Origin of the sequence: Limnobaculum parvum, from assembly GCF_003096015.2 — a bacterium.
GTDB classification, from domain to species: Bacteria; Pseudomonadota; Gammaproteobacteria; order Enterobacterales; family Enterobacteriaceae; genus Limnobaculum; species Limnobaculum parvum.
Map to the genome: position 1 here is coordinate 3,262,895 of NZ_CP029185.2, position 24,539 is coordinate 3,287,433.

General features: G+C 46.2%; 23 protein-coding genes. 13 read left to right on the forward strand and 10 right to left on the reverse strand.

Translation table 11 applies throughout. The features are described from left to right. Nucleotides 1-26: 26 nt before the first annotated feature. Nucleotides 27-641, forward strand: a complete 615-nt coding sequence (locus HYN51_RS13630) for a LysE family translocator (protein WP_108900521.1) — start codon at nt 27-29, stop codon at nt 639-641. Here the strand turns inward: HYN51_RS13630 and HYN51_RS13635 are convergent, their stop codons facing one another. After that, on the reverse strand, nt 642-1,415 hold the full coding sequence (locus HYN51_RS13635) for an AraC family transcriptional regulator (RefSeq protein ID WP_108900522.1): 774 nt from the start codon (nt 1,413-1,415) through the stop codon (nt 642-644). A gap of 130 nt (nt 1,416-1,545) precedes the next feature. Here HYN51_RS13635 and HYN51_RS13640 point away from each other — a divergent pair, with 130 nt between their 5' ends. Both HYN51_RS13640 and HYN51_RS13645 read left to right on the forward strand, forming a co-directional pair. Beyond that, nucleotides 1,546-2,457: a DMT family transporter gene (locus HYN51_RS13640; protein WP_108900523.1), complete on the forward strand. Its 912-nt coding sequence runs from the start codon at nt 1,546-1,548 to the stop codon at nt 2,455-2,457. Nucleotides 2,458-2,581: 124 nt separating this feature from the next. Continuing rightward, nucleotides 2,582-2,911 carry a hypothetical protein gene (locus HYN51_RS13645; RefSeq protein WP_108900524.1) on the forward strand — a complete coding sequence of 110 codons (330 nt, stop codon included), beginning with the start codon at nt 2,582-2,584 and terminating at the stop codon, nt 2,909-2,911. A 51-nt stretch (nt 2,912-2,962) separates the two neighbouring features. Here the strand turns inward: HYN51_RS13645 and HYN51_RS13650 are convergent, their stop codons facing one another. After that, nucleotides 2,963-3,472: a deoxycytidylate deaminase gene (locus HYN51_RS13650; RefSeq protein ID WP_108900525.1), complete on the reverse strand. Its 510-nt coding sequence runs from the start codon at nt 3,470-3,472 to the stop codon at nt 2,963-2,965. A gap of 355 nt (nt 3,473-3,827) precedes the next feature. Next, on the reverse strand, nt 3,828-4,325 hold the full coding sequence (locus HYN51_RS13655; protein WP_108900526.1) for a single-stranded DNA-binding protein: 498 nt from the start codon (nt 4,323-4,325) through the stop codon (nt 3,828-3,830). A 554-nt stretch (nt 4,326-4,879) separates the two neighbouring features. Here HYN51_RS13655 and uvrA point away from each other — a divergent pair. The 3 genes from uvrA to HYN51_RS13675 all read left to right on the forward strand — a co-directional run bounded on the left by uvrA (nt 4,880) and on the right by HYN51_RS13675 (nt 9,417). Beyond that, on the forward strand, nt 4,880-7,711 hold the full coding sequence (gene uvrA, locus HYN51_RS13665; RefSeq protein WP_108900527.1) for an excinuclease ABC subunit UvrA: 2,832 nt from the start codon (nt 4,880-4,882) through the stop codon (nt 7,709-7,711). 192 nt (nt 7,712-7,903) lie between these two features. Then, entirely contained in the window at nt 7,904-8,521 is a 618-nt protein-coding gene (locus HYN51_RS13670; RefSeq protein WP_108900528.1) for a LemA family protein, read from the forward strand. A 2-nt stretch (nt 8,522-8,523) separates the two neighbouring features. Then, nucleotides 8,524-9,417: a TPM domain-containing protein gene (locus HYN51_RS13675; protein ID WP_108900529.1), complete on the forward strand. Its 894-nt coding sequence runs from the start codon at nt 8,524-8,526 to the stop codon at nt 9,415-9,417. A 159-nt stretch (nt 9,418-9,576) separates the two neighbouring features. Here HYN51_RS13675 and HYN51_RS13680 read toward each other — a convergent pair whose 3' ends face one another. Together HYN51_RS13680 and HYN51_RS13685 are read right to left on the reverse strand one after the other, a co-directional pair. Further along, entirely contained in the window at nt 9,577-10,119 is a 543-nt protein-coding gene (locus HYN51_RS13680; protein WP_108900530.1) for a bactofilin family protein, read from the reverse strand. Between the two features lie 480 nt (nt 10,120-10,599). Beyond that, the gene (locus tag HYN51_RS13685) at nt 10,600-10,977 is read right to left on the reverse strand and encodes an MmcQ/YjbR family DNA-binding protein (protein WP_108900531.1); all 378 of its coding nucleotides are present in this window, start codon (nt 10,975-10,977) and stop codon (nt 10,600-10,602) included. 564 nt (nt 10,978-11,541) lie between these two features. Here HYN51_RS13685 and HYN51_RS13690 point away from each other — a divergent pair. Beyond that, nucleotides 11,542-12,858 (forward strand): cation:dicarboxylate symporter family transporter, encoded by a 1,317-nt coding sequence (locus HYN51_RS13690; RefSeq protein ID WP_108900532.1) that lies wholly within the window; start codon nt 11,542-11,544, stop codon nt 12,856-12,858. A 57-nt stretch (nt 12,859-12,915) separates the two neighbouring features. Here the strand turns inward: HYN51_RS13690 and alr are convergent, their stop codons facing one another. Then, nucleotides 12,916-13,992: an alanine racemase gene (gene alr / locus HYN51_RS13695; RefSeq protein WP_108900533.1), complete on the reverse strand. Its 1,077-nt coding sequence runs from the start codon at nt 13,990-13,992 to the stop codon at nt 12,916-12,918. Nucleotides 13,993-14,163: 171 nt separating this feature from the next. After that, complete coding sequence (gene dnaB / locus HYN51_RS13700) at nt 14,164-15,582, reverse strand: replicative DNA helicase (protein ID WP_108900534.1); 1,419 nt, start codon at nt 15,580-15,582, stop codon at nt 14,164-14,166. Between the two features lie 147 nt (nt 15,583-15,729). Between dnaB and HYN51_RS13705 the strand changes: the two genes are divergently transcribed. From HYN51_RS13705 to HYN51_RS13720, 4 genes are all read left to right on the forward strand, one after another. Then, entirely contained in the window at nt 15,730-16,713 is a 984-nt protein-coding gene (locus HYN51_RS13705; RefSeq protein WP_108900535.1) for a quinone oxidoreductase, read from the forward strand. 53 nt (nt 16,714-16,766) lie between these two features. Further along, nucleotides 16,767-17,258, forward strand: a complete 492-nt coding sequence (locus tag HYN51_RS13710) for a YfbM family protein (protein ID WP_108900536.1) — start codon at nt 16,767-16,769, stop codon at nt 17,256-17,258. A gap of 147 nt (nt 17,259-17,405) precedes the next feature. Beyond that, on the forward strand, nt 17,406-17,789 hold the full coding sequence (locus tag HYN51_RS13715; protein WP_108900537.1) for a MerR family transcriptional regulator: 384 nt from the start codon (nt 17,406-17,408) through the stop codon (nt 17,787-17,789). Beyond that, a complete protein-coding gene (locus tag HYN51_RS13720) occupies nt 17,786-18,757 on the forward strand; it encodes an aldo/keto reductase (protein ID WP_108900538.1) in 972 nt (323 codons plus the stop codon). Before HYN51_RS13715 ends, HYN51_RS13720 begins: the two co-directional genes overlap by 4 nt. Before the next feature lie 190 nt (nt 18,758-18,947). Here the strand turns inward: HYN51_RS13720 and dusA are convergent, their stop codons facing one another. Then, nucleotides 18,948-19,946, reverse strand: coding sequence for a tRNA dihydrouridine(20/20a) synthase DusA (gene dusA, locus HYN51_RS13725; RefSeq protein WP_108900539.1), 999 nt, complete (start codon nt 19,944-19,946; stop codon nt 18,948-18,950). A 210-nt stretch (nt 19,947-20,156) separates the two neighbouring features. On the opposite strand from dusA, the gene zur reads away from it, so the two are divergent. Further along, entirely contained in the window at nt 20,157-20,606 is a 450-nt protein-coding gene (gene zur / locus HYN51_RS13730) for a zinc uptake transcriptional repressor Zur (protein WP_108900540.1), read from the forward strand. 234 nt (nt 20,607-20,840) lie between these two features. On the opposite strand, the gene lexA is transcribed toward zur, so the two are convergent. Together lexA and HYN51_RS13740 are read right to left on the reverse strand one after the other, a co-directional pair. Next, on the reverse strand, nt 20,841-21,452 hold the full coding sequence (gene lexA / locus HYN51_RS13735; RefSeq protein ID WP_108900541.1) for a transcriptional repressor LexA: 612 nt from the start codon (nt 21,450-21,452) through the stop codon (nt 20,841-20,843). Between the two features lie 88 nt (nt 21,453-21,540). Continuing rightward, nucleotides 21,541-21,918 (reverse strand): diacylglycerol kinase, encoded by a 378-nt coding sequence (locus HYN51_RS13740; protein WP_108900542.1) that lies wholly within the window; start codon nt 21,916-21,918, stop codon nt 21,541-21,543. Nucleotides 21,919-22,038: 120 nt separating this feature from the next. On the opposite strand from HYN51_RS13740, the gene plsB reads away from it, so the two are divergent. Continuing rightward, on the forward strand, nt 22,039-24,507 hold the full coding sequence (gene plsB / locus HYN51_RS13745) for a glycerol-3-phosphate 1-O-acyltransferase PlsB (RefSeq protein WP_108900543.1): 2,469 nt from the start codon (nt 22,039-22,041) through the stop codon (nt 24,505-24,507). Nucleotides 24,508-24,539 lie beyond the last annotated feature (32 nt).

A 24,539-nucleotide genomic window follows, 5' to 3' on the forward strand; every position in this document is an offset into this window, starting at 1 on the left:
CCGTGATGATGAGTACAGAGACCGCTATGATAGATTTAGCCTTAATCAGTTATATCGTTGTGATGAGCATTACCCCTGGCCCGAATAATCTGATGCTGGCAACATCGGGTGTGAACTTTGGCCTTCGCCGCACCATGCCACATTTAATCGGCATCAGCCTCGGCTGTGGCGTGCTATGCCTTTGCATCACGCTCTCATTCAGCATGATTCTAAATAACATGTCATCCATTCGTCTGCCGCTGGCAATGCTTGGCTGTACTTACCTGTTGTGGCTATCTTGGAAGATCTGGCTGGCCGGTAGTCCTGAAGGAAAAACCCATGCTCATCCTATGTCATTGGTAGGTGCCATGCTGTTCCAGTGGGTTAATCCGAAGGCCTGGTTAATGTTGGTCAATGCAGCCATCCTGTTTAGCTCACGGGAGACGAATGTCACTGTGAGTGCTTTACTGCTTTCCGCTGCCTTTATTGTTATTAGTTTTCCCTGTATCTATGTCTGGGCGCTGATGGGAGATAAACTACGCGAAACCCTGCAAATTGACTGGCGATTACGCCTGTTTAACGGCGTGATGGCAGGCTCACTGGCATTGACCGCTTTTTGGCTATTGTGGGATGAATGGCGAACCTTTCAGGCGCTGGCGTAATTATCCACGACGATAACGCTCTGGCGTCGTTCCGGCATTATGTTGAAACATGGCAATAAACGCCGATGCGGAACTGTAACCAACCTCCAGCGCCACCTCTTGTACGGTTTTTCCCTGTTCCAGCAAAGAAATGCCATACAGAAAACGCAAACGCTGCCGCCATTCGCTAAACGACATCCCCAGTTCTTGATTGCAACGGCGAGCCAACGTACGTTCCGTGGTATAGACTCGCTTCGCCCACTGAGCCAACGGAGTATTGTCCGATGGGTTGGCTTCCAATGCCTGTAGAACTGGAGCCAAATATTTATCATCGCTGCCGGGCAACCAAGTATGTTGAACCGGCGCTACCGATAGCTGATCCACCAAAACCCGGCAAAGACGGCGATCCGCATGATTTATCGGTACCATGATATTGCGCTCAAAGCAGGATTCAACAATCGCACTGCAAATTGCCCCCATATTCAACACACAGGGTTGTTCGGGCATCCCGCCACAAAAACGAGCAGCAATATTAATGGAACGAAATCGAGTTGGCCTACGATTGTAGCTGGAGTGTTCCATACCGGCAGGGATCCAGATAGCGAATCCACAAGGCGCTAAGAAACGCTGACCTCCAATATTCAGGGCAAACACCCCTGACTTTACGCAGATGACTTGACCCCAGTGGTGAGAATGAGCAAGAAACTCCGTATTGGCATTCACCTCTTCACTACGAAAAAACAGAATGCTGTCAGGATGCGACTCTGTCGATGCAAAACGCTGTTCTCCGGGCATAGCTCTCCATCGAGTTTAATCGGGATTGTCTGAAAGACGTGAAGAATTGTCTGATTTAAAGTATATCTATCAAACAGGACAGATGTACACTCTGTTGCCTGATAATCTCTGTTTGTGAGTGACGTTCTGTATGGCCTACCTGTTTCCCCTGCTCGCCGTTCTTATTTGGGCAATTAATGCCATCGTCAATAAGCTATCAGCTGGTGCCATAGATCCTGCGGCAATCTCGTTCTATCGCTGGGCATTGGCCATACTTATCATGACGCCCTTTATTCTGCCGGGCGTCATTCGTGGTAGAAAGAGCATCTATCCCTACTGGTGGAAGCTGTTAATTCTCGGCTTTCTGGGGATGGCGCTGTACCAAAGTCTGGCCTACTATGCGGCTTACACCATCAGCGCGTTGACTATTGGTATCTTTGTCTCGCTGATCCCTTTGCTGACGGTATTATTAAGCATCCTTATTTTGAAGACACCGCCAACTCTGGGGGTAATTCTCGGTGGCTTGCTCTCCTTTAGCGGGTTGGTATGGCTGATTAGCGGAGGCAATCCTGCGGGTCTGCTATCTATTGGGGTTGGCAAGGGGGAACTGATGATGCTAACTGCCGCTACGGCCTATGCGCTGTATGGTGTGTTAACTAAACGTTGGTCAATTCCACTGTCGAACTGGCAATCGGTATATATTCAATCCTTCTTTGGCATGATGCTGCTGTTACCTGATTTTCTAATGACCGATGATATTTCACTAAACGCGCATAATATTCCATTGGTGTTGTATGCCGGTATTCCTGCTTCGGTCATTGCCCCTTTCGTATGGGTTCAAGGGGTCATGAAGCTGGGAGCCAGTAAAGCCGCCTTGTTTATGAACCTAACACCGCTGATCACCGCCATTATCGCTATCATCTTTCTGCATGAACCATTACACAGCTACCATATTGTCGGCGGTACAATCTCACTTATCGGCGTTATTCTGGCGCAACGACTGCATATTCCTTTGGGCAAAAGTAAGCCAAAAGTATCTATTGTTGAAGTGGAGAGGAAATAAGATAGGTCAGATATCAACGTTACTTGTTACCGCTGAAATCGGCTATATTCTGTAAATCTGCCATGCAACACATTATAATGAACGGACTAACTCACGCTTTTTAACAAACAGAAACGGATAACCAATGAATTTTCAACTGATGGTTGACGGTGAGGTGTTTTCGGAAGTCAGCGAGCAAATACTGAAGAAAGCCGTCGCCAGTATCTATGATGATGTTGGCAGTTTTATTGTGCTGGAACCACAAACACCGCTGGAGCGTTCGATCTATCTTCAAGCGGCATTAACTGACAACAACTATATGGTTGAAACCCGGTTAGTCTCTGGCGAAGAGTTTTCCCATTATCGTTATACCACCAACGATGTGAACGAAGTGACTGACTTCTTTGTGGCCTATTTTAGGGATAGCAAGATACCGGATTTTAAACGTTGGCATGATGCGACAGGGGAGTTTTAGGTATAAAGGCCGATAATATCGGCCTTTATTGGTATACCAATAAATAATTAATTAGGAGCCGGGTAGCGCGACACCGTTAGCCCAATCAGCTTCGGGATCTTCCATGACCACCTGATGTACCCCGCCAGGAAACTGTGATTGCAACAGTTCATACTGTTCCTGCAACTCCCCTATCGGATGTTTCCAGTCGTGGAGGTAGTAAATGGCCTGAACTTTAGCCTGTAGCATGGACTTAGTGCAGTCAAAGCAAGGACGTAGTGTTGAATAGACTACCGAGCTTTCAACCGGGTTACCAAAACGCGCGGCGGAAATAATGGCATTTTGCTCTGCGTGAACACAGATACAAACATCATAACCAACGCTGGCTTTATAAGCGGCGCGGTCACGACAGCGGACACAGCCCCCATCGATACAGTTTTTTATCCCTTCCGGCGTTCCATTATATCCCGTGGAGATGATGCGGTTATCTTTGACCATCACACCCCCAACCTTACGCCCAAGGCAGTTGGCCTTTTTACGTACGGCAATGGCGATATTCATATAATACTCGTGTCGTTCCATTCGCTTTCTCCTGATGGTGTGAATGGTTGCAGCCGGAATACCCCATGACGACTGACAGTCATGATGAATAAATTACGAATAGGTAGCAATATACCAGTGAATATTCAGCTTTTCTAATCTATCCCCATTGCGTGGATGGGTGCGGTCTTCAATATGGATAAGATTTATCGTCCAATGAAAAGCCCTGTCGAGACAGGGCGTTGGAATTATTTTGCTGAACCTCTATAACGGGTAGTGCCATCCAGAAACTAAGCCGCACTTAAATTAGCTATTTGCTGCCAATACTCAAAAAAAAAAGCCCTGTAAAAACAGAGCTTCTTATCACACCTTTTATAACGATAACCTCAGATAAACCTTAGAACGGAATATCGTCATCAAAATCCATTGGTGGTTCATTCTGCTGCATTGGTGCACTTTGCTGCTGAGCCGGGCGAGATGCCTGAGCCTGTGGCTGCTGCGGTTGACCCCAGCTACCTTGAGCTGACTGACCTTCGCCGCCACCCTGACGGCCACCCAACATTTGCATTACGCCGCCAATATTAACCACAACTTCGGTGGTGTAACGATCTTGACCGCCCTGATCCTGCCACTTACGAGTTTGCAGAGAACCTTCGATATAAACCTGTGAACCTTTACGCAGGTACTCACCCGCGATTTCCGCTAATTTGCCGAAAATAACCACACGGTGCCATTCGGTTTTTTCTTTTTGCTCACCGGTTTGCTTATCACGCCAGCTCTCAGAAGTCGCAATGGTAATATTTGCCACCGCACCACCATTAGGCATATAACGAATTTCCGGGTCTTGGCCCAGATTTCCGACTAGAATTACTTTATTGATGCCTCTGCTGGCCATGTTGATTCTCCTGATGAGTAAAGGTATACAATTTTATCCCTCGATTGTAGCATGGCAACAGGCGAAGGACACAAGCGTTAAAAAATGGAATTCAGCCCACAAACTTTATTACAACAGCAATGAAATTACATTAGCTATTGCATAACGTTTCCCAGTCAATGGCTTATCTGCCACTGTAAAATCAGACATTCAAATTACCGTGCCGCGTTTGGACAATCCCTTATTTAACATCATCAGGGATTTTTAGTGCTCGAGCCAATTCATCCAAATAGCTGCGTTTCATTATTAAGTGGTCAACATCAATTACTGCACAATTTAGCAGATACACTTCCAACGATTTATGACCGATTTCATCACCCCATATCCCAGTAACTTTCCGATACATATGAGTGAGAAGCCGCCAATTACTTGAAAATATTAGTGCTAATTTACCGCTTCACGATTAGAACGCTTTTTGTTCTAAATCACATCATAACACTGTATATCCATTCAGTTTACTTTGTGCGATAATTCGCAGTTCTGCGTCAGAATTAAACACTGTAAGGCTTGTTGAAATGGATAAGATAGAAGTCCGGGGCGCCCGCACCCATAACTTAAAAAATATCAACCTGGTCATGCCGCGCAACAAGCTGATTGTTGTTACCGGGCTGTCTGGCTCAGGTAAGTCATCACTCGCGTTTGATACCCTCTATGCTGAAGGGCAGCGCCGCTACGTCGAATCCTTATCAGCCTATGCCCGTCAGTTCCTGTCGCTGATGGAAAAACCGGATGTAGACCATATTGAAGGTCTTTCCCCGGCAATTTCTATTGAACAGAAATCCACGTCCCATAACCCGCGATCTACCGTGGGTACCATTACTGAAATTCACGATTACCTTCGCCTACTATTTGCCCGCGTGGGAGAGCCTCGTTGTCCAACCCACAATATTACACTGGCAGCCCAAACGGTTAGCCAGATGGTGGACAACGTTCTGACATTGCCAGAAAACACCAAGCTGATGTTGCTGGCCCCGGTCATTAAAGATCGTAAAGGCGAACATATTAAAACGCTGGAAAATTTAGCGTCTCAAGGCTATATCCGTGCACGAATTGATGGCGAGGTTTGCGACCTTTCCGATCCGCCAAAGCTGGAGTTGCAGAAAAAGCACACCATTGAAGTGGTGGTTGACCGTTTTAAAGTGCGTGAAGATATGGCGCAACGACTGGCGGAATCATTTGAAACCGCATTAGCCCTCTCAGGCGGTAGCGCAGTGGTTGCAGATATGGATGATAACAAAGCTGAAGAGATGGTGTTCTCCGCTAACTTTGCCTGCCCGATGTGTGGTTACAGCATGCGTGAGCTGGAACCTCGCCTGTTCTCATTCAACAACCCTGCCGGTGCCTGCCCTACCTGTGATGGGCTAGGGGTACAGCAATATTTTGATCCAGAACGCGTTGTGCAAAACGATGAGCTATCACTGGCTGGTGGTGCCATTCGAGGTTGGGATCGCCGTAGTTTCTACTATTTCCAAATGATTCGTTCACTGTCTGAACACTATAAATTTGATGTAGAAGCGCCGTTTAACAGCCTGCCAGAAAGCGTTAAAAAAGTGATCCTCAACGGTTCAGGCAAAGAAAATATTGAGTTCAAATACGTTAACGATCGTGGGGATACCACCGTCCGTAAGCACCCGTTTGAGGGTGTACTGAATAATATGGAACGCCGTTACAAAGAAACGGAATCCACTGCCGTGCGTGAAGAGCTGGCCAAATTTATCAGCAATCGTTCCTGTACTTCCTGCAACGGTACTCGCCTGAAAGAGGAAGCACGCCACGTATTTGTGGAAAATACGACACTGCCGCAAATTTCTGAGCTCAGCATTGGCGACGCAATGAAGTTCTTTGGTGCCCTTTCGTTACAGGGCCAGCGAGCACAAATTGCAGAAAAAATTCTGAAAGAAATCGGCGAACGTCTGAGCTTTTTGGTCAACGTCGGTTTGAACTATCTTTCCCTCTCTCGTTCAGCAGAAACTCTGTCCGGCGGTGAGGCCCAACGTATCCGACTTGCCAGCCAAATTGGTGCTGGTCTGGTTGGGGTAATGTATGTGCTGGATGAACCGTCCATCGGTTTACACCAGCGCGATAACCAGCGCCTGCTGGATACCTTAATTCATCTGCGTGATCTGGGTAACACCGTCATTGTGGTTGAGCATGATGAAGATGCCATTCGTGAAGCAGACCACGTCATTGATATCGGCCCTGGAGCCGGAGTTCATGGTGGTAACGTGGTTGCAGAAGGCACCATGGAAGACATCATGAAGGTTCCTGAATCACTGACCGGTCAATTCCTGTCAGGTAAACGCAAAATTGAGATCCCGAAACAGCGGGTTCCCGCAGATGCCAATAAAGTACTGAAAGTGATTGGCGCAACAGGAAATAACCTGAAAGACGTTACGCTGACCGTTCCTGTGGGTCTGTTTACCTGTATCACTGGCGTTTCCGGTTCAGGAAAATCTACGCTAATTAACGATACGCTGTATCCCATTGCTCAGCGCCAGCTTAATGGCGCGACCGGTGATGAAGTCGCACCTTACAAAGAGATTACCGGCCTAGAGCACTTCGATAAGGTGATTGATATTGACCAAAGCCCCATCGGACGTACGCCTCGTTCTAACCCAGCAACCTATACCGGCATTTTCACTCCCATCCGTGAGCTGTTTGCCGGTGTGCCTGAGTCTCGCGCTCGTGGCTATAATCCAGGCCGTTTCAGTTTTAACGTTCGCGGTGGTCGCTGTGAAGCCTGTCAGGGTGATGGCGTCATTAAAGTTGAAATGCACTTCCTGCCGGATGTGTATGTTCCTTGCGATCAGTGCAAAGGTAAACGCTATAACCGTGAAACGCTGGAAGTTAAATATAAGGGTAAAAACATCAACGAAGTGCTGGAGATGACGGTCGAAGATGCCAGAGAGTTTTTTGACGTGGTACCCGCGCTATCACGCAAACTGCAAACCTTGATGGATGTTGGCCTTTCCTATATTCGTTTAGGTCAGTCTGCCACGACATTATCCGGCGGTGAGGCCCAACGAGTGAAACTGGCAAAAGAACTTTCCAAACGCGGAACGGGTCAAACCCTGTACATTTTGGATGAACCCACCACCGGTTTGCATTTCGCCGACATTGAACAACTGCTTGTAGTACTTCATCAGCTACGAGATCAGGGCAATACTATCGTGGTCATTGAACATAATTTAGACGTGATTAAAACTGCCGACTGGATCGTCGATTTGGGTCCAGAAGGTGGTAGCGGCGGTGGTCAGATTCTGGTTTCTGGTACGCCAGAAACCGTGGCCCAATGCGCCGAATCGCATACCGCCCGCTTCCTGAAGCCAATTCTGGAAAAAGGCTAAAGGCTTCTCAGAAGGGGGGCATATTCAAGCGTCCCCCCCTTTTATTTACCGTTTTTCTTCAACCGATTTTGTTTGAATATATCAGTCCTTGTCACTATTAAAAGCAGAATAGTATTCAAACTGATTTATAATCATCGTATATTGCCTGCCTTTGCAGGAGCGTTATTTTTGGTATTTAAGGAATAAATATTTATGTCGTTTTCTTCTCATTTCCGCTGGCTGGCTATTTCGTTGCTGGCACTCATGTTAACTGGTTGTAACTACAACGAAATTCAAACTCAGGATGAAAATGTTACGGCCAGTTGGTCTGAAGTTTTGAACCAATATCAGCGCCGTGCTGACTTGATCCCCAATCTGGTTTCAACCGCCAAAGGCTATGCTTCCCACGAAGCTGATGTGTTTAAACAGATTTCCGACGCTCGCTCAAGAATTGGTTCTACAGAACAGAATATGGCGGCGCCAGATAGCGAAGAGGCTATGCGTTCTTTCCAGCAGTCACAGGCTCAACTGGGTAGTGCATTATCGCGCCTGCTGGTTATCAGAGAAAGTTATCCTGACCTGAAAGCCAATGAAATGTTCTCTAACCTGATGACGCAACTGGAAGGAACAGAGAATCGAATCGCCGTTGCCCGCCAGCGTTATATTAAAGCGGTTCAAGATTACAATCTGCAAATTCGCCGCTTCCCTGGGCTGATTACCGCCAAAATATTAGGCTATAAAACCAAGCAAAACTTCCTGCCGGAAAATAGTGAACAAATATCAACGGCACCAAGCGTTGATTTCTCACCTTCAGGCAGCGATCGGAGATAGTTATGCGCCGTCTGGTACTGTTTGGACTGTTTTTTCTGTCACTGCTGGCAAACGCGGCACCGATTGCTGTGCCGCCATTACAGCAACAGATAACAGACCTGACTGCTACGCTGTCAGCAGACAGCGTCCGTACCCTGACTCAGCAAGCTGCAAGTCTGGAGAAAACCACAGGGCATCAGCTTGCTGTATTGATTGTCGACACAACCGGTGATGAAACTATCGAACAGTTTGCCACGCGGGTTTTTGACCAGTGGCAACTGGGTAAGAAAAATGTCGATGATGGCATATTGCTTCTGGTGGCTAAATCCGACCGAACGATGCGAATTGAAGTCGGCTATGGCCTAGAGGGCGATCTGACCGATCTTCAGACCAGTCAGATTATTAACCGTCTTATTATTCCAAGCTTCAAGCAGAACGACTACAACCGAGGAATTGAGCTGGCTGTAGAAGCCATCATCCATCAGCTAACCCCTGAACATAAAGATGACGCTTCTGCTCAACCGACTCATGCACAGACTGAAACGGAACCTCTTGATGAAGGTCGCTCTATTCTGTGGTTGGCCGCTCTGGTAACGCTATCCAGCCTGTATCGTAAACTGAATCTATTGAAGAAGATGTTTGTTACGAGCCTGACGCTAACCATTGGCGTTCTGCTATTTCAACTGCTCGTTAATCACGCGGTTGTTTGGTTGGAACTGCTTTTGTCATTTGGTCTGGGCGCTATCGGTACCTTACTTGCCCCGATGCTATTGAACATATTACTCAGCGGCGGTGGCCGTGGTGGTGGATTTGGCGGCGGCGGTGGATTCGGTGGTGGTGGCGGATTCGGCGGTGGCGGTGGATTCGGTGGCGGCGGCGGTCGTTCAGGCGGCGGCGGGGCATCTGGCCGGTGGTAATTGCTTTAATAATGGGTTGATAAACTAAGCATCAACCCACTTTAATTTTCATCGCTATTCTGCTGCTATTTGCCAGTTACCGAAAAAACAACATCTATGCGTTAAAAGCATTCTATCTGAACTAGGATGCCCACACCGCATCCACGATATAAATTATTATCACTTATTGTCTGAATCATCATCTGATGTGATGATTAACTCGTTCTGAACGTCTAGCTCGTCAATCACTTCTTTAGTAACGCGCGTTAACGGAACTTCTTTTGGTGTCCACTCTTCAGACTGACCAACAAAAACGCCACCACGTTTAATGGCAATATTTTCACAACAGCTGGTGCCACGTAACATACCGTGTTCAAGAATATCGATATTCTCAGCATAACAGCTACCGTGAACCTGCCCGTCAATAATGATTTCTGGTGCGTTCAATTGGCCTTTGACATATCCGGTGTTCATGATGCGGATAGAGCCTTCAGTAATATTGATATTACCGATGATTTTGCCATAAATCTGGATATCGCCACTGTCTTCAATGTCACCAACGAATGAGGCATTTCTGGCGATAATAGTGCAGCGATTACGCACATCAATACTATCTGAATAGACTTTTGACTCACTACCTGAAATCGTACTGGAAATGTTACTGGTTAACGATTGTGACTGAGTGCCTGTCATCTCATATTTAGATGTTTTTTTCCCAAACATAGATATTAATTTCGTCCTTATATTAGTTAAATAGCAAAAGAAAAACAGTATAGATAACGTTGATGAAATAACACCCGACACCAAATAACCAGAGATATACAAAGCGAGGGCACTTATCCATAAGATCAGTACGCTGCATAGAAGAACATCCCTAAGAGGCTGATTATGCCTGCTTCTAGCATTCATGGAACTACATTCCGGTAATAATTGATGGGTAGCAATAGGTGTTAAACTGTTACATAAAAATGCTCGTGCGAGCGCTGGGTCATTTTATGCTTATTTAACCTGAAGTGCACCTGCTGTATTGCGAATTATATAATAGTCACGGTGCTATTAATCGTCATATCTCGTTCTTATATCGGGATTATTCTCTATATTCCCTTGCAATAAATAAATAATTACTTACCAAAAATTCGCTAATGTTGCTTAATTTAGCTAAACAAGTAAATAAATCAAATAGTACAGATGAAAACCTGTTGCTTATTGTATTGCTTTCGAACTTTCTCCTGCCGCTAGAGACTTCTTGACATACGCAGGTAGCAAGGCTCTCACCTCCTGATAGGAAATATCAATCATATTTTTTATCAGCGTGCCTTCCAACGTCCCATCAAGAAACAGCGTATTCCATAACGCCTTATTCAGATGATACCCTGGAATAATATCCTGATACTCGTCCCGTAAACGTTCCGCCAGCGCTGGTGAACACTTAAGTGAGATACAGGGCCTGCCGTTTAAATCACTCAGGATGGCAAATATTTTACCGCCAACCTTAACACGATCGGCTTCCCAAAGTGGTTGATAATCATGAACACTGCCTACTTGAGTTAAACAATATTTAATACAATCTTGCTTATCCATATTAATTTACCACGCTTTTTATCACGTTAATTATTTTTATGATGCTAATTAATCATCTTCATGAATATTACCGATAAAGATAGCATTATCTTCCTTTGTGATGTTTATTCGTGATTCAGTTCAAATAGAAATATAAAAAAACAAGTAAGCTTCGCATATTAAATACAGAATATAATGAGTAAAATTCATATATAATAAGCGATGTTACATAAATTTTTACAACGATGGCTATGTAATAGATAGCAATAAGAAAATTTCTTTGATGCATACCAAAAATAGATTAACAACACATGATTTAAAATGCTTTTTACTTCTTGTATGACGATTATGCTAGTCGGATCATAAAATACAGATACATTTCTTTGCTAAAATAGCGCCACACCTTATAACAGAATAACAAAACCCTATGTGCGGTTATCCGGAAAATATTTAAACCACAAGAATCAATCTTGATGTACAACTCAGCAGAAACGAAAGACTTAACAACCTTCATATTCATTACTCCGGCTCTCGTTTTGCATATTCTTATAAAAAATTCAGGTAAATCAAAATTAAGGCAGCACTATGACAAATCACTCGCATACACTGGAGCACGATAAACCTTTACTCGCAGAACCGACTAAGAAAGCCTTCTGGAAAGGTCTGGGATTCCAGATTGCAGTCAGTATGATCTTGGGGATTTTGGTAGGATTTATTTGGCCAGAGTTTGCCACCAGCCTGAAGCTGCTGGGTGATATTTTTTTACGATTAATTAAAAGTGCCGTAGCGCCATTAATCTTTTTAACAGTATCTCTGGGAATCGGCGCTGCTGGCGATATCAAACAGGTCGGGCGGGTTGGTCTGAGCGCTATCATCTATTTTGAAATTGTCTCGACCATTGCCATTTTATTTGGTTTTGGAATGGGGGAACTGCTCAGCGTTGGTAGCGGCACGGTATTAACCGAAAGCCATGTTAACGCTCAAGCTACCAGCTTGATTCAAGCCTCCCATGCGGCACCAAAATCTTTCGCCCAATTTTTCCTCGAAATATTCCCCGATAGCTTTATGGGCGCTTTTTCCTCTAATAATTTATTACAGGTTCTGGTACTAGCGCTGATGTTTGGCTTCGGTATTCTGCTGCTGAAAGAGAAAGAGCGTTTAGCTGTAGAGAGTGCTCTCAGCTTCATTGCTAAAGCCTTCTTTAAATTTATCCACGTTATTATGCTGTTGGCACCTATCGGTACTTTTGGTGCCATTGCCTATGCGGTAGGCAGTAACGGTGTGGATATGCTGATTAAGCTAACCTATTTGGTATTCGCTTTTTACCTGACGCTGATCCTGTTTATCGTCATTGTACTAGGCGCTGTCTGCCTAATTTTTAAACTTAATCTGCTTGATATTATTAAGTTTATCAAAGAAGAACTCTACATTACTTTCGGAACAGCCTCCTCTGAGAGTGTGCTACCTCGTCTGCTGGAAAAACTACCCAAGTATGGCGCTTCACGCCAGACAGTAGGGCTGGTTTTACCAACCGGCTATGCCTTTAATCTGGATGGAACCTCAATTTATATGTCAATGGGGGTCATCTTCTTGGCGAATGCCTATGGTATCCCACTTAGCATTGAGCAGTTATTTGGCATTCTGTTGATTATGCTATTAACCTCCAAAGGCGCAGCGACGGTTTCCGGCGGAGCCTTCGTCGTATTTGCCGCCACTATTACCACGACCGGACTATTGCCATTAGAAGGTGTTGCCGTGATGTTCGGTGTTTATCGCTTTATGTCGATGGCGCTGGCGGTCACCAACATTATTGGTAACACCGTGGCAACGATTGCAATAGCAAAAATAAACCGGGAATACCACCCGAGTCGGCGGCAAAAGCTGGAAGATGATGAGGATTAATCACGCTAATCAAAAACCATCCGGCACCTTGCCATAGCAGCGTGCCGGGGTGGTCGTTTAGTCAATATATCGAGTTGCTACCCGGGCTGTCAGCTTGGTAATTAACTCGTAAGGAATAATACCGGTATATTTTGCAATGGTTTCTACCGGTAATTCTGGCCCCCAGATAGTCGCTTCATCACCCACTTTATCCGAGGCATCCGGGCCTAAGTCCACCGTGATCATATCCATCGAAACGTGACCAACTAAAGACACATGCCGGCCGTTAATCAACACCGGTGTACCATTTGGTGCATCGCGAGGATAGCCATCACCATAACCAATGGCAATCACGCCTAAACGTGTATCTCGCTCACTGACCCAAGCACCACCATAACCTACCGGCTCACCCGCTTTATGCTCGCGTACCGCAATTAGACTGGCTTTTAACGTCATCGCCGGTTTAAGGCCGAATTTATCCGCAAAAGTATCCGCCAAAGGAGAAACGCCATACATAATAATACCAGGGCGGATCCAATCGCGATGCGCTTCTGGCCAAAGCAAAATACCGCCAGAAGCCGCTAGGCTTTTCAAGCCTGGCTTGTTATGCACAAAAGCATTAAAGCAATCAATTTGCTTACGGGTGGTATCCACGTCAGGTTCATCAGAGCGACTAAAATGACTCATAATATTAACCGGTTGAACCACATTCTCGCAGGCGCTTAAGCGCTGGTAGAATGCATCCGCCTGCTCAGGACGTACACCAAGGCGATGCATACCGGTATCCACTTTCATCCATACGCGTACGGGACGATCGAGATCGCTCTGCTCCAGTGCTTCTAATTGCTCAACACTATGTACTACCGTTTCGATATTATTGACTGCCAGCATTGGTAAGTCTTCGGCGCAGAAAAAACCCTCCAGCAATAAAATCGGTTTAATCACGCCACCAGAGCGCAGCATCAGCGCCTCTTCAATACGGGCAACGCCGAAGCAATCAGAATCAGGCAGAGTGTGAGCGACCTCTAACAGGCCGTGCCCATAGGCATTGGCTTTTATCACGGCAATAATGCGACTTTCAGGAGCTATTTGGCGAATACGTTGTAGATTATGTTTCAATGCGCCGCGGTCAATTACCGCTGTTGCCGAGATCATTTTTAATCCTTAGTTAATACACGATGACAGAGTGGAAACGGCTGCCAAAACCACAGCTCGAACGTTTTCCACGGATAAAGCATTTATTATTATTCTACTTTTATGAAGTGATTGTGAAATCATTTGGTAATCAACCGTCAATAATGTTTTAGGCTAGATGCCTAAAACCGGTTATTCGTCATTAAATTGCGGACCAGCATAGTTATCAAATCGGGACCATTGCCCTTGGAATGTCAAGCGAACCGAACCGATAGGGCCGTTACGCTGCTTACCGAGAATAATCTGTGCGATCCCCTTCTCTTCACTGTTCTCGTTATACACTTCATCACGGTAAATAAACATAATGACGTCCGCATCTTGCTCAATGGAGCCAGATTCACGTAAGTCTGAGTTAACCGGGCGTTTATCGGCCCGTTGTTCCAGACTACGGTTAAGCTGAGACAGTGCCACGACCGGTACCTGTAGCTCTTTTGCCAGTGCTTTCAGTGAACGAGAAATTTCAGCAATTTCCAACGTCCTATTGTCTGAAAGCGCCGGTACGCGCATCAGTTGCAGGTAGTCGATCATAATCATGCTGAGCCCGCCATGTTCGCGGAAAATACGCCGAGCACGGGAACGAACTTCCGTTGGCGTCAGGCCAGAGGAGTCATCAATATACATATTGCGTTTTTCCAGCAAAATACCCATGGTGCTGGAAATTCTGGCCCAGTCTTCATCATCTAACTGACCCGTACGAATTTTGGTTTGGTCTACGCGCGAGAGTGAAGCCAGCATACGCATCATGATCTGTTCGCAAGGCATCTCAAGACTGAAGATAAGCACTGGCTTTTCCTGCATCATGGCTGCGTTCTCACACAGGTTCATAGCGAAGGTGGTTTTACCCATCGAAGGACGCGCGGCAACAATAATTAAATCCGACCGCTGTAAACCGGCGGTTTTCTTATCTAAATCATTAAAGCCAGTAGAAACGCCGGTCACACCGTCATGAGGTCGTTGATACAATTGTTCAATACGGGATACGGTATCCTCCAGAATCTGGTCGATACTTTTTGGCCCTTCATCTTTGTTGGTACGGCTTTCTGCAATCTGGAAAACTCGGGATTCCGCCAGATCCAACAGATCTTCACTGCTGCGCCCCTGAGGGTCATAACCGGCATCGGCAATTTCATTGGCTACCGAGATCATCTCACGGACTACCGCGCGCTCACGAACGATGTCCGCATAAGCACCAATATTGGCCGCACTCGGGGTGTTTTTTGACAGCTCCGCCAGATAGGCGAACCCACCCACCTGATCCAGTACCCCTTTTTGTTCCAACGATTCAGATAGCGTAATCAAATCGATTGGCTTACCCAGCTCCAACAGTCGCTGCATTTCACCAAACACCGTGCGATGGGGTCGACTGTAAAAGTCGTTGGCGGTTACCCTCTCAGACACATTATCCCAGCGCTCGTTATCCAGCATCAGACCACCCAATACGGATTGTTCGGCCTCAAGGGAATGAGGCGGCATTTTCAGCCCTTCCATTTGACGGTCGATAGGCCGTTCGTTACGGGCGTTCTGCTTATTAAAAGGTGTTTTGCCAGCCATGGGAGAATTAGCGATCCGATTACGATTAAAAGATAACAGCTAAGCAGTATACGCGATGATGGCAACCTACCCAACGATCAACATGGCTGCTATGATGAATTTAATCTATGTTGATTAAAAATCATTCATTACCCCGGAGTTTGTATTATGGCTAAACGTATTGAATTTGCTGCAAATGGCGGTCCGGAAGTGCTGAAATATGTTGATTTTCCCCCAAGACAACCAGCCGACAATGAAGTGTTAGTCGCCAACAAAGCTATCGGAATTAACTATATTGATACCTATATTCGTAGCGGCCTGTATCCAACACCGTCTCTCCCCTCAGGATTAGGTACCGAAGCCGCAGGTATCGTAGAAAAAGTGGGTGCCGGAGTAACACACATTAACGTTGGCGATCGGGTGGTCTATGCCCAATCTCCATTAGGGGCTTATAGCGATGTCCACTGCGTAGCGGCGGATAAAGTGGCCAAACTCCCGGATGCTATCTCATTTGAACAGGCGGCGGCTTCCTTCTTGAAAGGGTTAACGGTTTATTATTTACTGCATATGACCTATCAGGTAAAACCGGGAGAAACCATTTTATTTCACGCTGCTGCCGGTGGTGTAGGTAAAATTGCCTGTCAGTGGGCAAAAGCGCTGGGCGTTAAGCTCATCGGTACCGTAGGTTCTGCTGAAAAAGCGGTGCAAGCTAAGAAGGATGGGGCCTGGGCCACGATTAACTATCAGGAAGAGGACATTGCCAAACGTGTTTCAGAACTGACTGACGGTGAAAAAGTGAATGTGGTCTATGACTCAGTGGGTAAATCAACCTGGCTCGCCTCGCTGGATTGTTTGCGTCCACACGGATTGATGGTCAGTTTTGGTAATGCCTCCGGCCCGGTTACCGGTGTGGATTTAGGCATTCTCAATCAAAAAGGCGGGTTATATGTTACTCGACCGTCACTGGGCCACTACATCACCACGAAACAGCTATTACAACATGCGGCGAATGAACTGTTTTCCATGATCGCCAGTGGTGCCATTAATGTGGACGTAGCACCAGAACAGAAATTCCCGCTTAAAGAGGCAGTTCGGGCTCATCAGGCATTGGAAAGCCGAATAACATCAGGGTCCTGTCTGTTAATCCCCTGATGAATAAAGAAGAATAAAGCACAATAATACTGACTAACGAATGGATATCCATAATGGGAATACAAGCCTGCTATATGGCCATTGATGAAGATGGCCTGAACCACCTGATAGATCTTGATGAAGTCGATCTGGTTGATGAACTGGAAGAGCTGGAGGAACACAACGACACGCTGGACATCGGAAAAATGTGGGATGGTCTGCATTTTATATTGACTGGCTGCTCCGCTAGCGAGCCTAGGGAAGATGATCCATTGAGCGATGCCGTTGTTGGTATTCATATACTGGATGAAGAGAACTTTATTGCCGCCATAGGAAATAATGAACTCCCTCCGATAATTACCGCCCTGAAACAGATCGATTTAGTTTGGTTGAAATCCCGATTTGATCCTCAACTATTGAGCGACTCGGAGATCTATCCTGATATCTGGACTTCAGAACCTAAAGATTCGCTGTATGCTGAATTAGAGCAGGCATTAAAAGAACTGATAAGTTTTTACCAGCGCTGTCTGGATAATAATATGCATGTTGTTGTAAGTATTTACTAATTTCCCTCAGGGTATGGTGCTGAAGCATGCCGTACCCTTCCTCTTGTTTTTCCTGTCGGAAAATAGCTAACAAAAAATGATTCTGCTTGACTTAGAGTGCACTCTAGCCCTTAAGGTGATTCCTCTTATCCGTAAAAGGCGTGTTATATGAAAATTGGCACACTGGCGAAAAAGACCGGCTTATCTCCCCATACGCTTCGATATTACGAACGTATCGGGTTGCTCCCGGTAGTTTATCGGGATAGCAGCGGACAAAGAAATTATGACCAACGAGTACTGGATCGCATTGAGTTTCTCAGCAAATTGAGAACCACAGGTATGCCTCTGCGCGATATGCAGCAGTATGCCGAGATGGTGAGTCAGGGTGATAGCACTGCCGATCTACGTCGACAGTTGCTGGAACATCACCGTCAACAAGTTCAAGACCGACTAGCTGAATTGCAAAGTTGTCTGCTAGTGATTGATAAGAAAATTGATGGCTACTGCAACAGCAGTTACATGATTACTGATACAACAGGAGATCCCAAATGAAATACGTCCGTTTTGGTTCTACAGGCATCAAAGTTTCCCCTATCTGTCTAGGCTGTATGACATATGGCAGCCCAGAATGGCGGGAATGGGTATTAGATGAAAATGGTACCCGGCCCTTTATCAAAAAAGCATTGGACCTCGGCATCAACTTTTTTGATACCGCAGATATGTATTCCCTTGGCGCCAGCGAAGACGTTTTAGGTAAAACGCTGTTGAAGATGGTTCCCCGAGACGATGTGGTTATCGCCACCAAAGTGTTTAACCCAATGAGCGATAACCCTAACGATCGAGGCCTGTCCCGTAAGCATATTCTGAAAAGTATTGATGCCTCACTGAAGCGCCTAGGAACCGACTATATCGATCTGTATATCATCCATCGTTTCGATCCTGAAACCTCAATTGAAGAAACCGTTGAAGCGCTAGATACCGTCGTACGCTCCGGCAAAGCCAGATACATCGGCGCATCTTCAATGCATGCCTGGCAGTTTATGCGGATGTTATCCCTACAAGAGCAGCATGGGCTGGCCAAATTCGTCTCAATGCAGAATCACTACAACCTGATATATCGCGAAGAAGAGCGAGAAATGTTGCCTTTGTGCGAAGAGATGGGAATTGCCGTCACACCGTGGTCGCCACTGGCGCGCGGCGTATTAACTGGATCCAGAAAGAATCAAACTATTCGGGCAACCACCGATACGCCAGCACATCATTGGTACAACCATCAGGCAGAAGAAGATGCCATCGTTAGCGCGGTAGAACAGGTCGCCACCGCCCGCGGCGTTCCTCCTGCACAGATAGCATTGGCTTGGGTAAGGCACCGTAAAGTGGTGACATCCCCAATTATTGGTGCATCTAAACCGCACCATCTGGATGATGCCGTCGCTGCCCTGTCATTAACGTTGAGTGATGAAGAGGTGGCGAGACTGGAAGCACCATACCGCCCAAGAAATCTGGCGGGACACGAGTAAGTCGTTCCGTGATAAAACCAAAAAAAACGTAATAGTTGCATTAAAGATGGTTTTCCGGCCGGGCTCAATGATGACATACGCATAATTGTCATTACGGCCGGAATATCCATTGATGCCCGTTGAGTAAGTCAGTCCGCAGTCTAAGGGACTCTGTCATAGAAGCTTTTTACTATTTGGATTTAGAACAAACTTAACTGGATTTCTCCGTCACCATCGCCAGTGCCTGTCGCAATACTTCAACATCCGCTCCGGCTTTATGCGCATTCTCACTTAAATGCCGGCGGAACTGACGCGCGCCGGGGATCCCTTGAAACAGTCCCAGCATATGGCGGGTGATATGTCCTAAATAAGTGCCTTTAGAGAGCTCCTGCTCAATGTAAGGATACATCGCCTCAATTACCGCAGCGGCCTGAGGGATTTCCCGTTCGATACCAAAGAGTTCACTATCAACTCGCGCTAGTATCCCCGGGTTCTGATAGGCTTCACGCCCCATCATCACGCCATCAACATGTTGCAGATGAACCTTCGCTTCTTCCAACGTTTTAATGCCACCGTTAATGGCAACGGTCAAATGAGGGAACTCTTGCTTAACCAAATAGACTCGAGAGTAATCCAGCGGTGGAATCTCCCGATTCTCTTTTGGACTTAAACCTGATAACCAGGCTTTGCGCGCATGAAGCGTGAAGTTATCACAACCGCCCCGCTCTGAAACAACGGAAATAAAACGCTGCAAAAACTCATAGTTATCAGAGTCATCAATCCCAATTCGTGTTTTTACCGTTACCGGTATGGAAACCGCCTGCTTCATTGCACTGACACATTCAGCCACCAGTTCAGGTTCCGCCATTAGGCAAGCGCCAAAACGTCCGTTTTGCACCCGATCGGAAGGACAGCCAGCATTCAGGTTAATCTCGCTATAGCCCAATTCTTCCGCGCGCTTAGCGCATTCCGCCAGCGCCTGAGGTTCACTCCCCCCTAGCTGCAACGCAACCGGCTGCTCTTGCCGGCTGTATGCCAGATAATCTCCCTTGCCAAACAGGATCGCGCCGGTAGTGACCATTTCGGTATACAGCAGCGTTTGCCCGCTTAATAAGCGGTGGAAATAGCGACAATGGCGATCGGTCCAGTCGAGCATCGGGGCAACGGAAAAGCGCTGCATGGGGTATTGTATTGATTTATCAGAATTCATAAAGAAATTAGCGGCTACCAGATAGTTTTCTTGATCGACGAACGCGATACCAGCATGGGGTTCGGCGGGATGATTACCGACATTTTACCATAGAAACGGCAACTGTTGTTATCGCCCTTCCCACGATTATTCGGTTGAGGGATATGCTATCGGCGTTCTTTATTAAGCATGGTAGAATCATTATCAGGATTGTGAATAACAGAGATACCAATGAAATCAGCCAATATTGAGTCTATGCTGACAAAAGCCCAAAAGCTGTGCGATCAGCGAGCAGTGCGTTTAACTCCTCAGCGTTGTCTGGTGTTACGCCTAATGGCGGAACAAAAGAATGCTATCAGCGCCTATGACTTATTAGATCTGCTGCGTGTCGCTGAACCTCAAGCCAAACCCCCTACGGTCTATCGCGCACTCGACTTTTTACTTGAGCAGGGCTTTATTCATAAAATCGAATCCACCAATAGCTATGTAGTTTGCCATCATGTAGGTGAGCCGCTGCACACTTCTGCATTGTTCATTTGTGATAGCTGTGGATTAGTGACCGAGCATCACGCAGAAGGTATAGATCAACGATTGAAAGAACTGGCGGAAAAAAGTCACTTCACGATTCAGCATAGCGTACTGGAAACTCATGGTATTTGTTCACAATGTGCTAATAAATAATACATTAACTATTAATCCATTTTAATTATCCTTTCTATTTCACCTCCTTAAAAATAGAAATAATATTTGCTTTGTGCTCGATCGGAAGGCCATTTGGACTTAACGTCGGTGCGTATTGAGCCTCGCTCAAAGGGACAGAAAATCAAAAAGCGCCCTAAGGCGCTTTTTGATTTTCTGCTATATTCGCTATCCGTTTTCACATCAGCCAATATCTAATTTTTGGATATTGCTTAATTACATCCAGTCGCCGTTACGAATAACACCCACTGCAAGCCCTTCAATGGTTAGGCTCTGCTCACGCAGATCAACCACTATGGGTGAAAACTCTTCATTTTCAGGCAGTAACTCAACAACATTACCTTGTTTTTTCAGACGCTTAACCGTGACTTCATCATCAATACGTGCAACCACCACTTGGCCGTTACGTACATCCTGAGTTTTATGCACCGCAAGCAGATCGCCATCCATAATACCAATATCTTTCATTGACATGCCGCTAACGCGCAGTAAAAAGTCAGCGTGCGGCCTGAACAGCGCCGGATCGATCTGATAATGACTTTCCACATGTTCCTGAGCCAGTAAAGGTTCACCTGCGGCGACTCGACCAATTAACGGGAGGCCTACATCTTCCGTTTCCAGCAGCAGACGAATCCCCCTAGATGCCCCATTAATGATCTCAATCACCCCTTTACGAGCTAAAGCTTTCAAATGTTCTTCTGCCGCATTGGGTGACTTAAACCCTAAGGTTTGGGCAATCTCTGCACGAGTCGGCGGCATCCCTGACTGATTGATATGATCGCGAATCAGGTCATAAATTTGTTGCTGTCTAGCGGTTAATGCTTTCATTTTTCGATTCCCTTACCCTGTTTTTTTATACAGTTATGCTGTGAGTATATACAGGTATCCGCTAGATGAAAACCTTCATATTTCATATTTACGAGATATATCGAGAAAAATGACTCCAAAGCACAGAAACCCAGACAAACAGCGCCAGTAATATCATAATCAGTACAGCCGCAGATCCCATGTCCTTCGCCCGACCCGAAAGCTCATGGTGTTCGGTACCTATACGGTCAACGACCGCTTCAATCGCACTATTGATAATTTCAAAACCCACAATCAATACCACCGAACCAATCAGCAAGATTCGTTCAACGAGGGTGACATCCAACCAACTGGCGAGAATAATGGCCACCAGCAGCAGCACAATTTCCTGACGAAAAGCAGCTTCATTTTTCCAGGCGGCCTGTAAGCCACCCCATGAATATCCTGCTGCTTTAATGATACGAGTAAGCCCTGTCACTTGGTTCATTCATCAATCCTCAAAAAAATTCTGCCCAATTTTAGCAATAATCATTCATCACATCATCACAGATCGCGCCGAGTTCTGGTATTCTGGCGACTCGTTATCTATATGAGGCTCGAAATATTTATGTCTGGTTGGCGTAAACTTTACTATAAGCTATTGAATATACCTATAAAAATGCTGGTTCGTAGCAAGTGTATTCCTTCTGATCCCATTGCTGAACTGGGATTAGATACCACACGCCCAATATTGTATGTCCTGCCCTATAACTCAAAAGCAGACCTGTTAACCCTACGTGGACAGTGTTTGGCTCAGGAATTACCCGACCCATTAGAACCTTATGAGATTGATGGTCAGCTACTGCCCCGTTATGTTTTTATTCATGAAGGCCCACGGGTTTTCAGCTATTACGCCCCAAAAGAAGAGTCAATAAAGCTATTTCACGATTATCTGGACCTGCACCGCAATCATCCCGATCTGGATATCCAGATGATTCCAGTCTCCGTGATGTTTGGTCGCTCTCCTGGTCGCGAAGGTCATGAAAGCCATGACGCTCCTCGCCTTCAACTGTTTAACGGAATTCAGAAATTTTTCGTGGTGTTGTGGTTAGGCCGCGACAGTTTTGTACGCTTTTCCCAAACTGTTTCATTACGTTATATGGCGAATGAGCACGGTACCGATAAGACCATAGCCCAAAAGCTGGCTCGCGTTGCCCGTATGCACTTTGCCAGACAGCGCCTTGCCGCAACCGGACCAAAGTTGCCGATGCGTCAGGATCTGTTCAATAAATTACTGACCTCAAAAGCCATTGAAAAAGCGGTTGAGGAAGAGGCTGCATCAAAGAAGATATCGCTGACTAAAGCCAAACAAAACGCCGTCGAGATGATGGAAGAGATTGCAGCTAACTTTACCTATGAAACGCTGCGAGTCACTGATCGGGTGCTCAGTTGGACATGGAACCGACTTTATCAAGGTATCCATGTCCATAACGCCGAACGCGTTCGTCAGTTAGCACAGGATGGTCATGGTATTGTCTATGCACCAAGCCATCGTAGTCATATGGACTATCTTCTGCTCTCCTATGTGCTCTATCATCAAGGACTGGTACCACCGCACATTGCTGCCGGTATCAACCTCAACTTCTGGCCAGCGGGTCCTATTTTCCGTCGGCTGGGAGCATTCTTTATTCGCCGAACGTTTAAAGGCAACAAGCTTTACTCTACGGTGTTCCGTGAATACTTGGGCGAATTATTCAGCCGTGGTTATTCCGTTGAATACTTTGTTGAAGGTGGGCGTTCACGTACAGGCCGATTGCTGGAACCGAAAACCGGTACGCTTTCAATGACCATTCAGGCGATGCTGCGCGGCGGCAACCGCCCTATCACTGTTGTACCCGTGTACATCGGTTATGAGCACGTGATGGAAGTGGGTACTTACGCCAATGAACTCCGTGGCGCGACCAAAGAGAAAGAGAACCTCTGGCAGGTAATACGTACCATGCGTAAGTTACGTAATTTGGGATTAGGCTATGTGAACTTTGGTGAACCCATCCCCTTAATGACCTACCTGAACCAAAATGTACCAAACTGGAGAGAGTCTATCGATCCGATAGAAACCCCAAGACCAAACTGGTTAACACCGACTGTCAATCAAATTGCTAGCAAGCTGATGGTTAACATTAATAAAGCAGCCGCAGCTAACGCTATGAACCTATGTTGTACTGCATTATTGGCGTCTCGCCAACGGGCCCTAACCCGCGAGCAACTGCTGGAACAACTTGATTGCTATACCCAGCTACTACGCAATGTACCTTATGCTAAAGACGCGACCGTTCCATCCAGCACGCCAGAACAGATGCTGGAACATGCGCTGAAAATGAGTAAGTTTGAGGTAGAGAAAGACAACGCCGGTGAGATCATCATATTAGCGCGTGAACAAGCGGTTCTGATGACCTATTACCGTAATAACATTCATCATATGCTCGTTCTGCCATCGCTTATCGCCAGCATTGTAATGCACCACGATGGGATCTCCCGCCAGCAGATTATTGGTCAGGTTTCGCTGATCTATCCACTGCTACGTGAAGAGCTGTTTATGCACTACAGTGACGAAAAGCTACCTGTGGTAATAGATACCTTGATCGATGAACTGGAACGCCAGAATCTTATCCGCCAGCAGGCAGATGGTTTACTGGTGCTGACGCCTTCCCGTATTCGTACGCTACAGTTACTAGCCGCTGGCGTCAGAGAAACACTACAGCGCTATACCATTACACTTTCGTTGCTACGCAATAACCCAAGTATTAACCGCGGTATGCTGGAGAAGGAGAGTCGCTTGCTGGCTCAACGTCTCTCTGTTTTACACGGTATCAATGCGCCAGAATTTTTTGATAAGGCAGTTTTCTCTACGTTGGTGGCAACACTGCGTACTGAAGGATATATCAATGATGTGGGTGATGCCGTGCCGGAAAACATGCAGACCATGTATGACATGTTGACTCGCCTGATGACGCCAGAAGTAAAACTAACCATTGAAAGCGTCACTGTTGCACCATCAGAAAACGAAACGCCAACAGAGCAAGTAACCAGCCTCTGATAAAGGGGCTGTACCGGTGCCGATTCAACTCA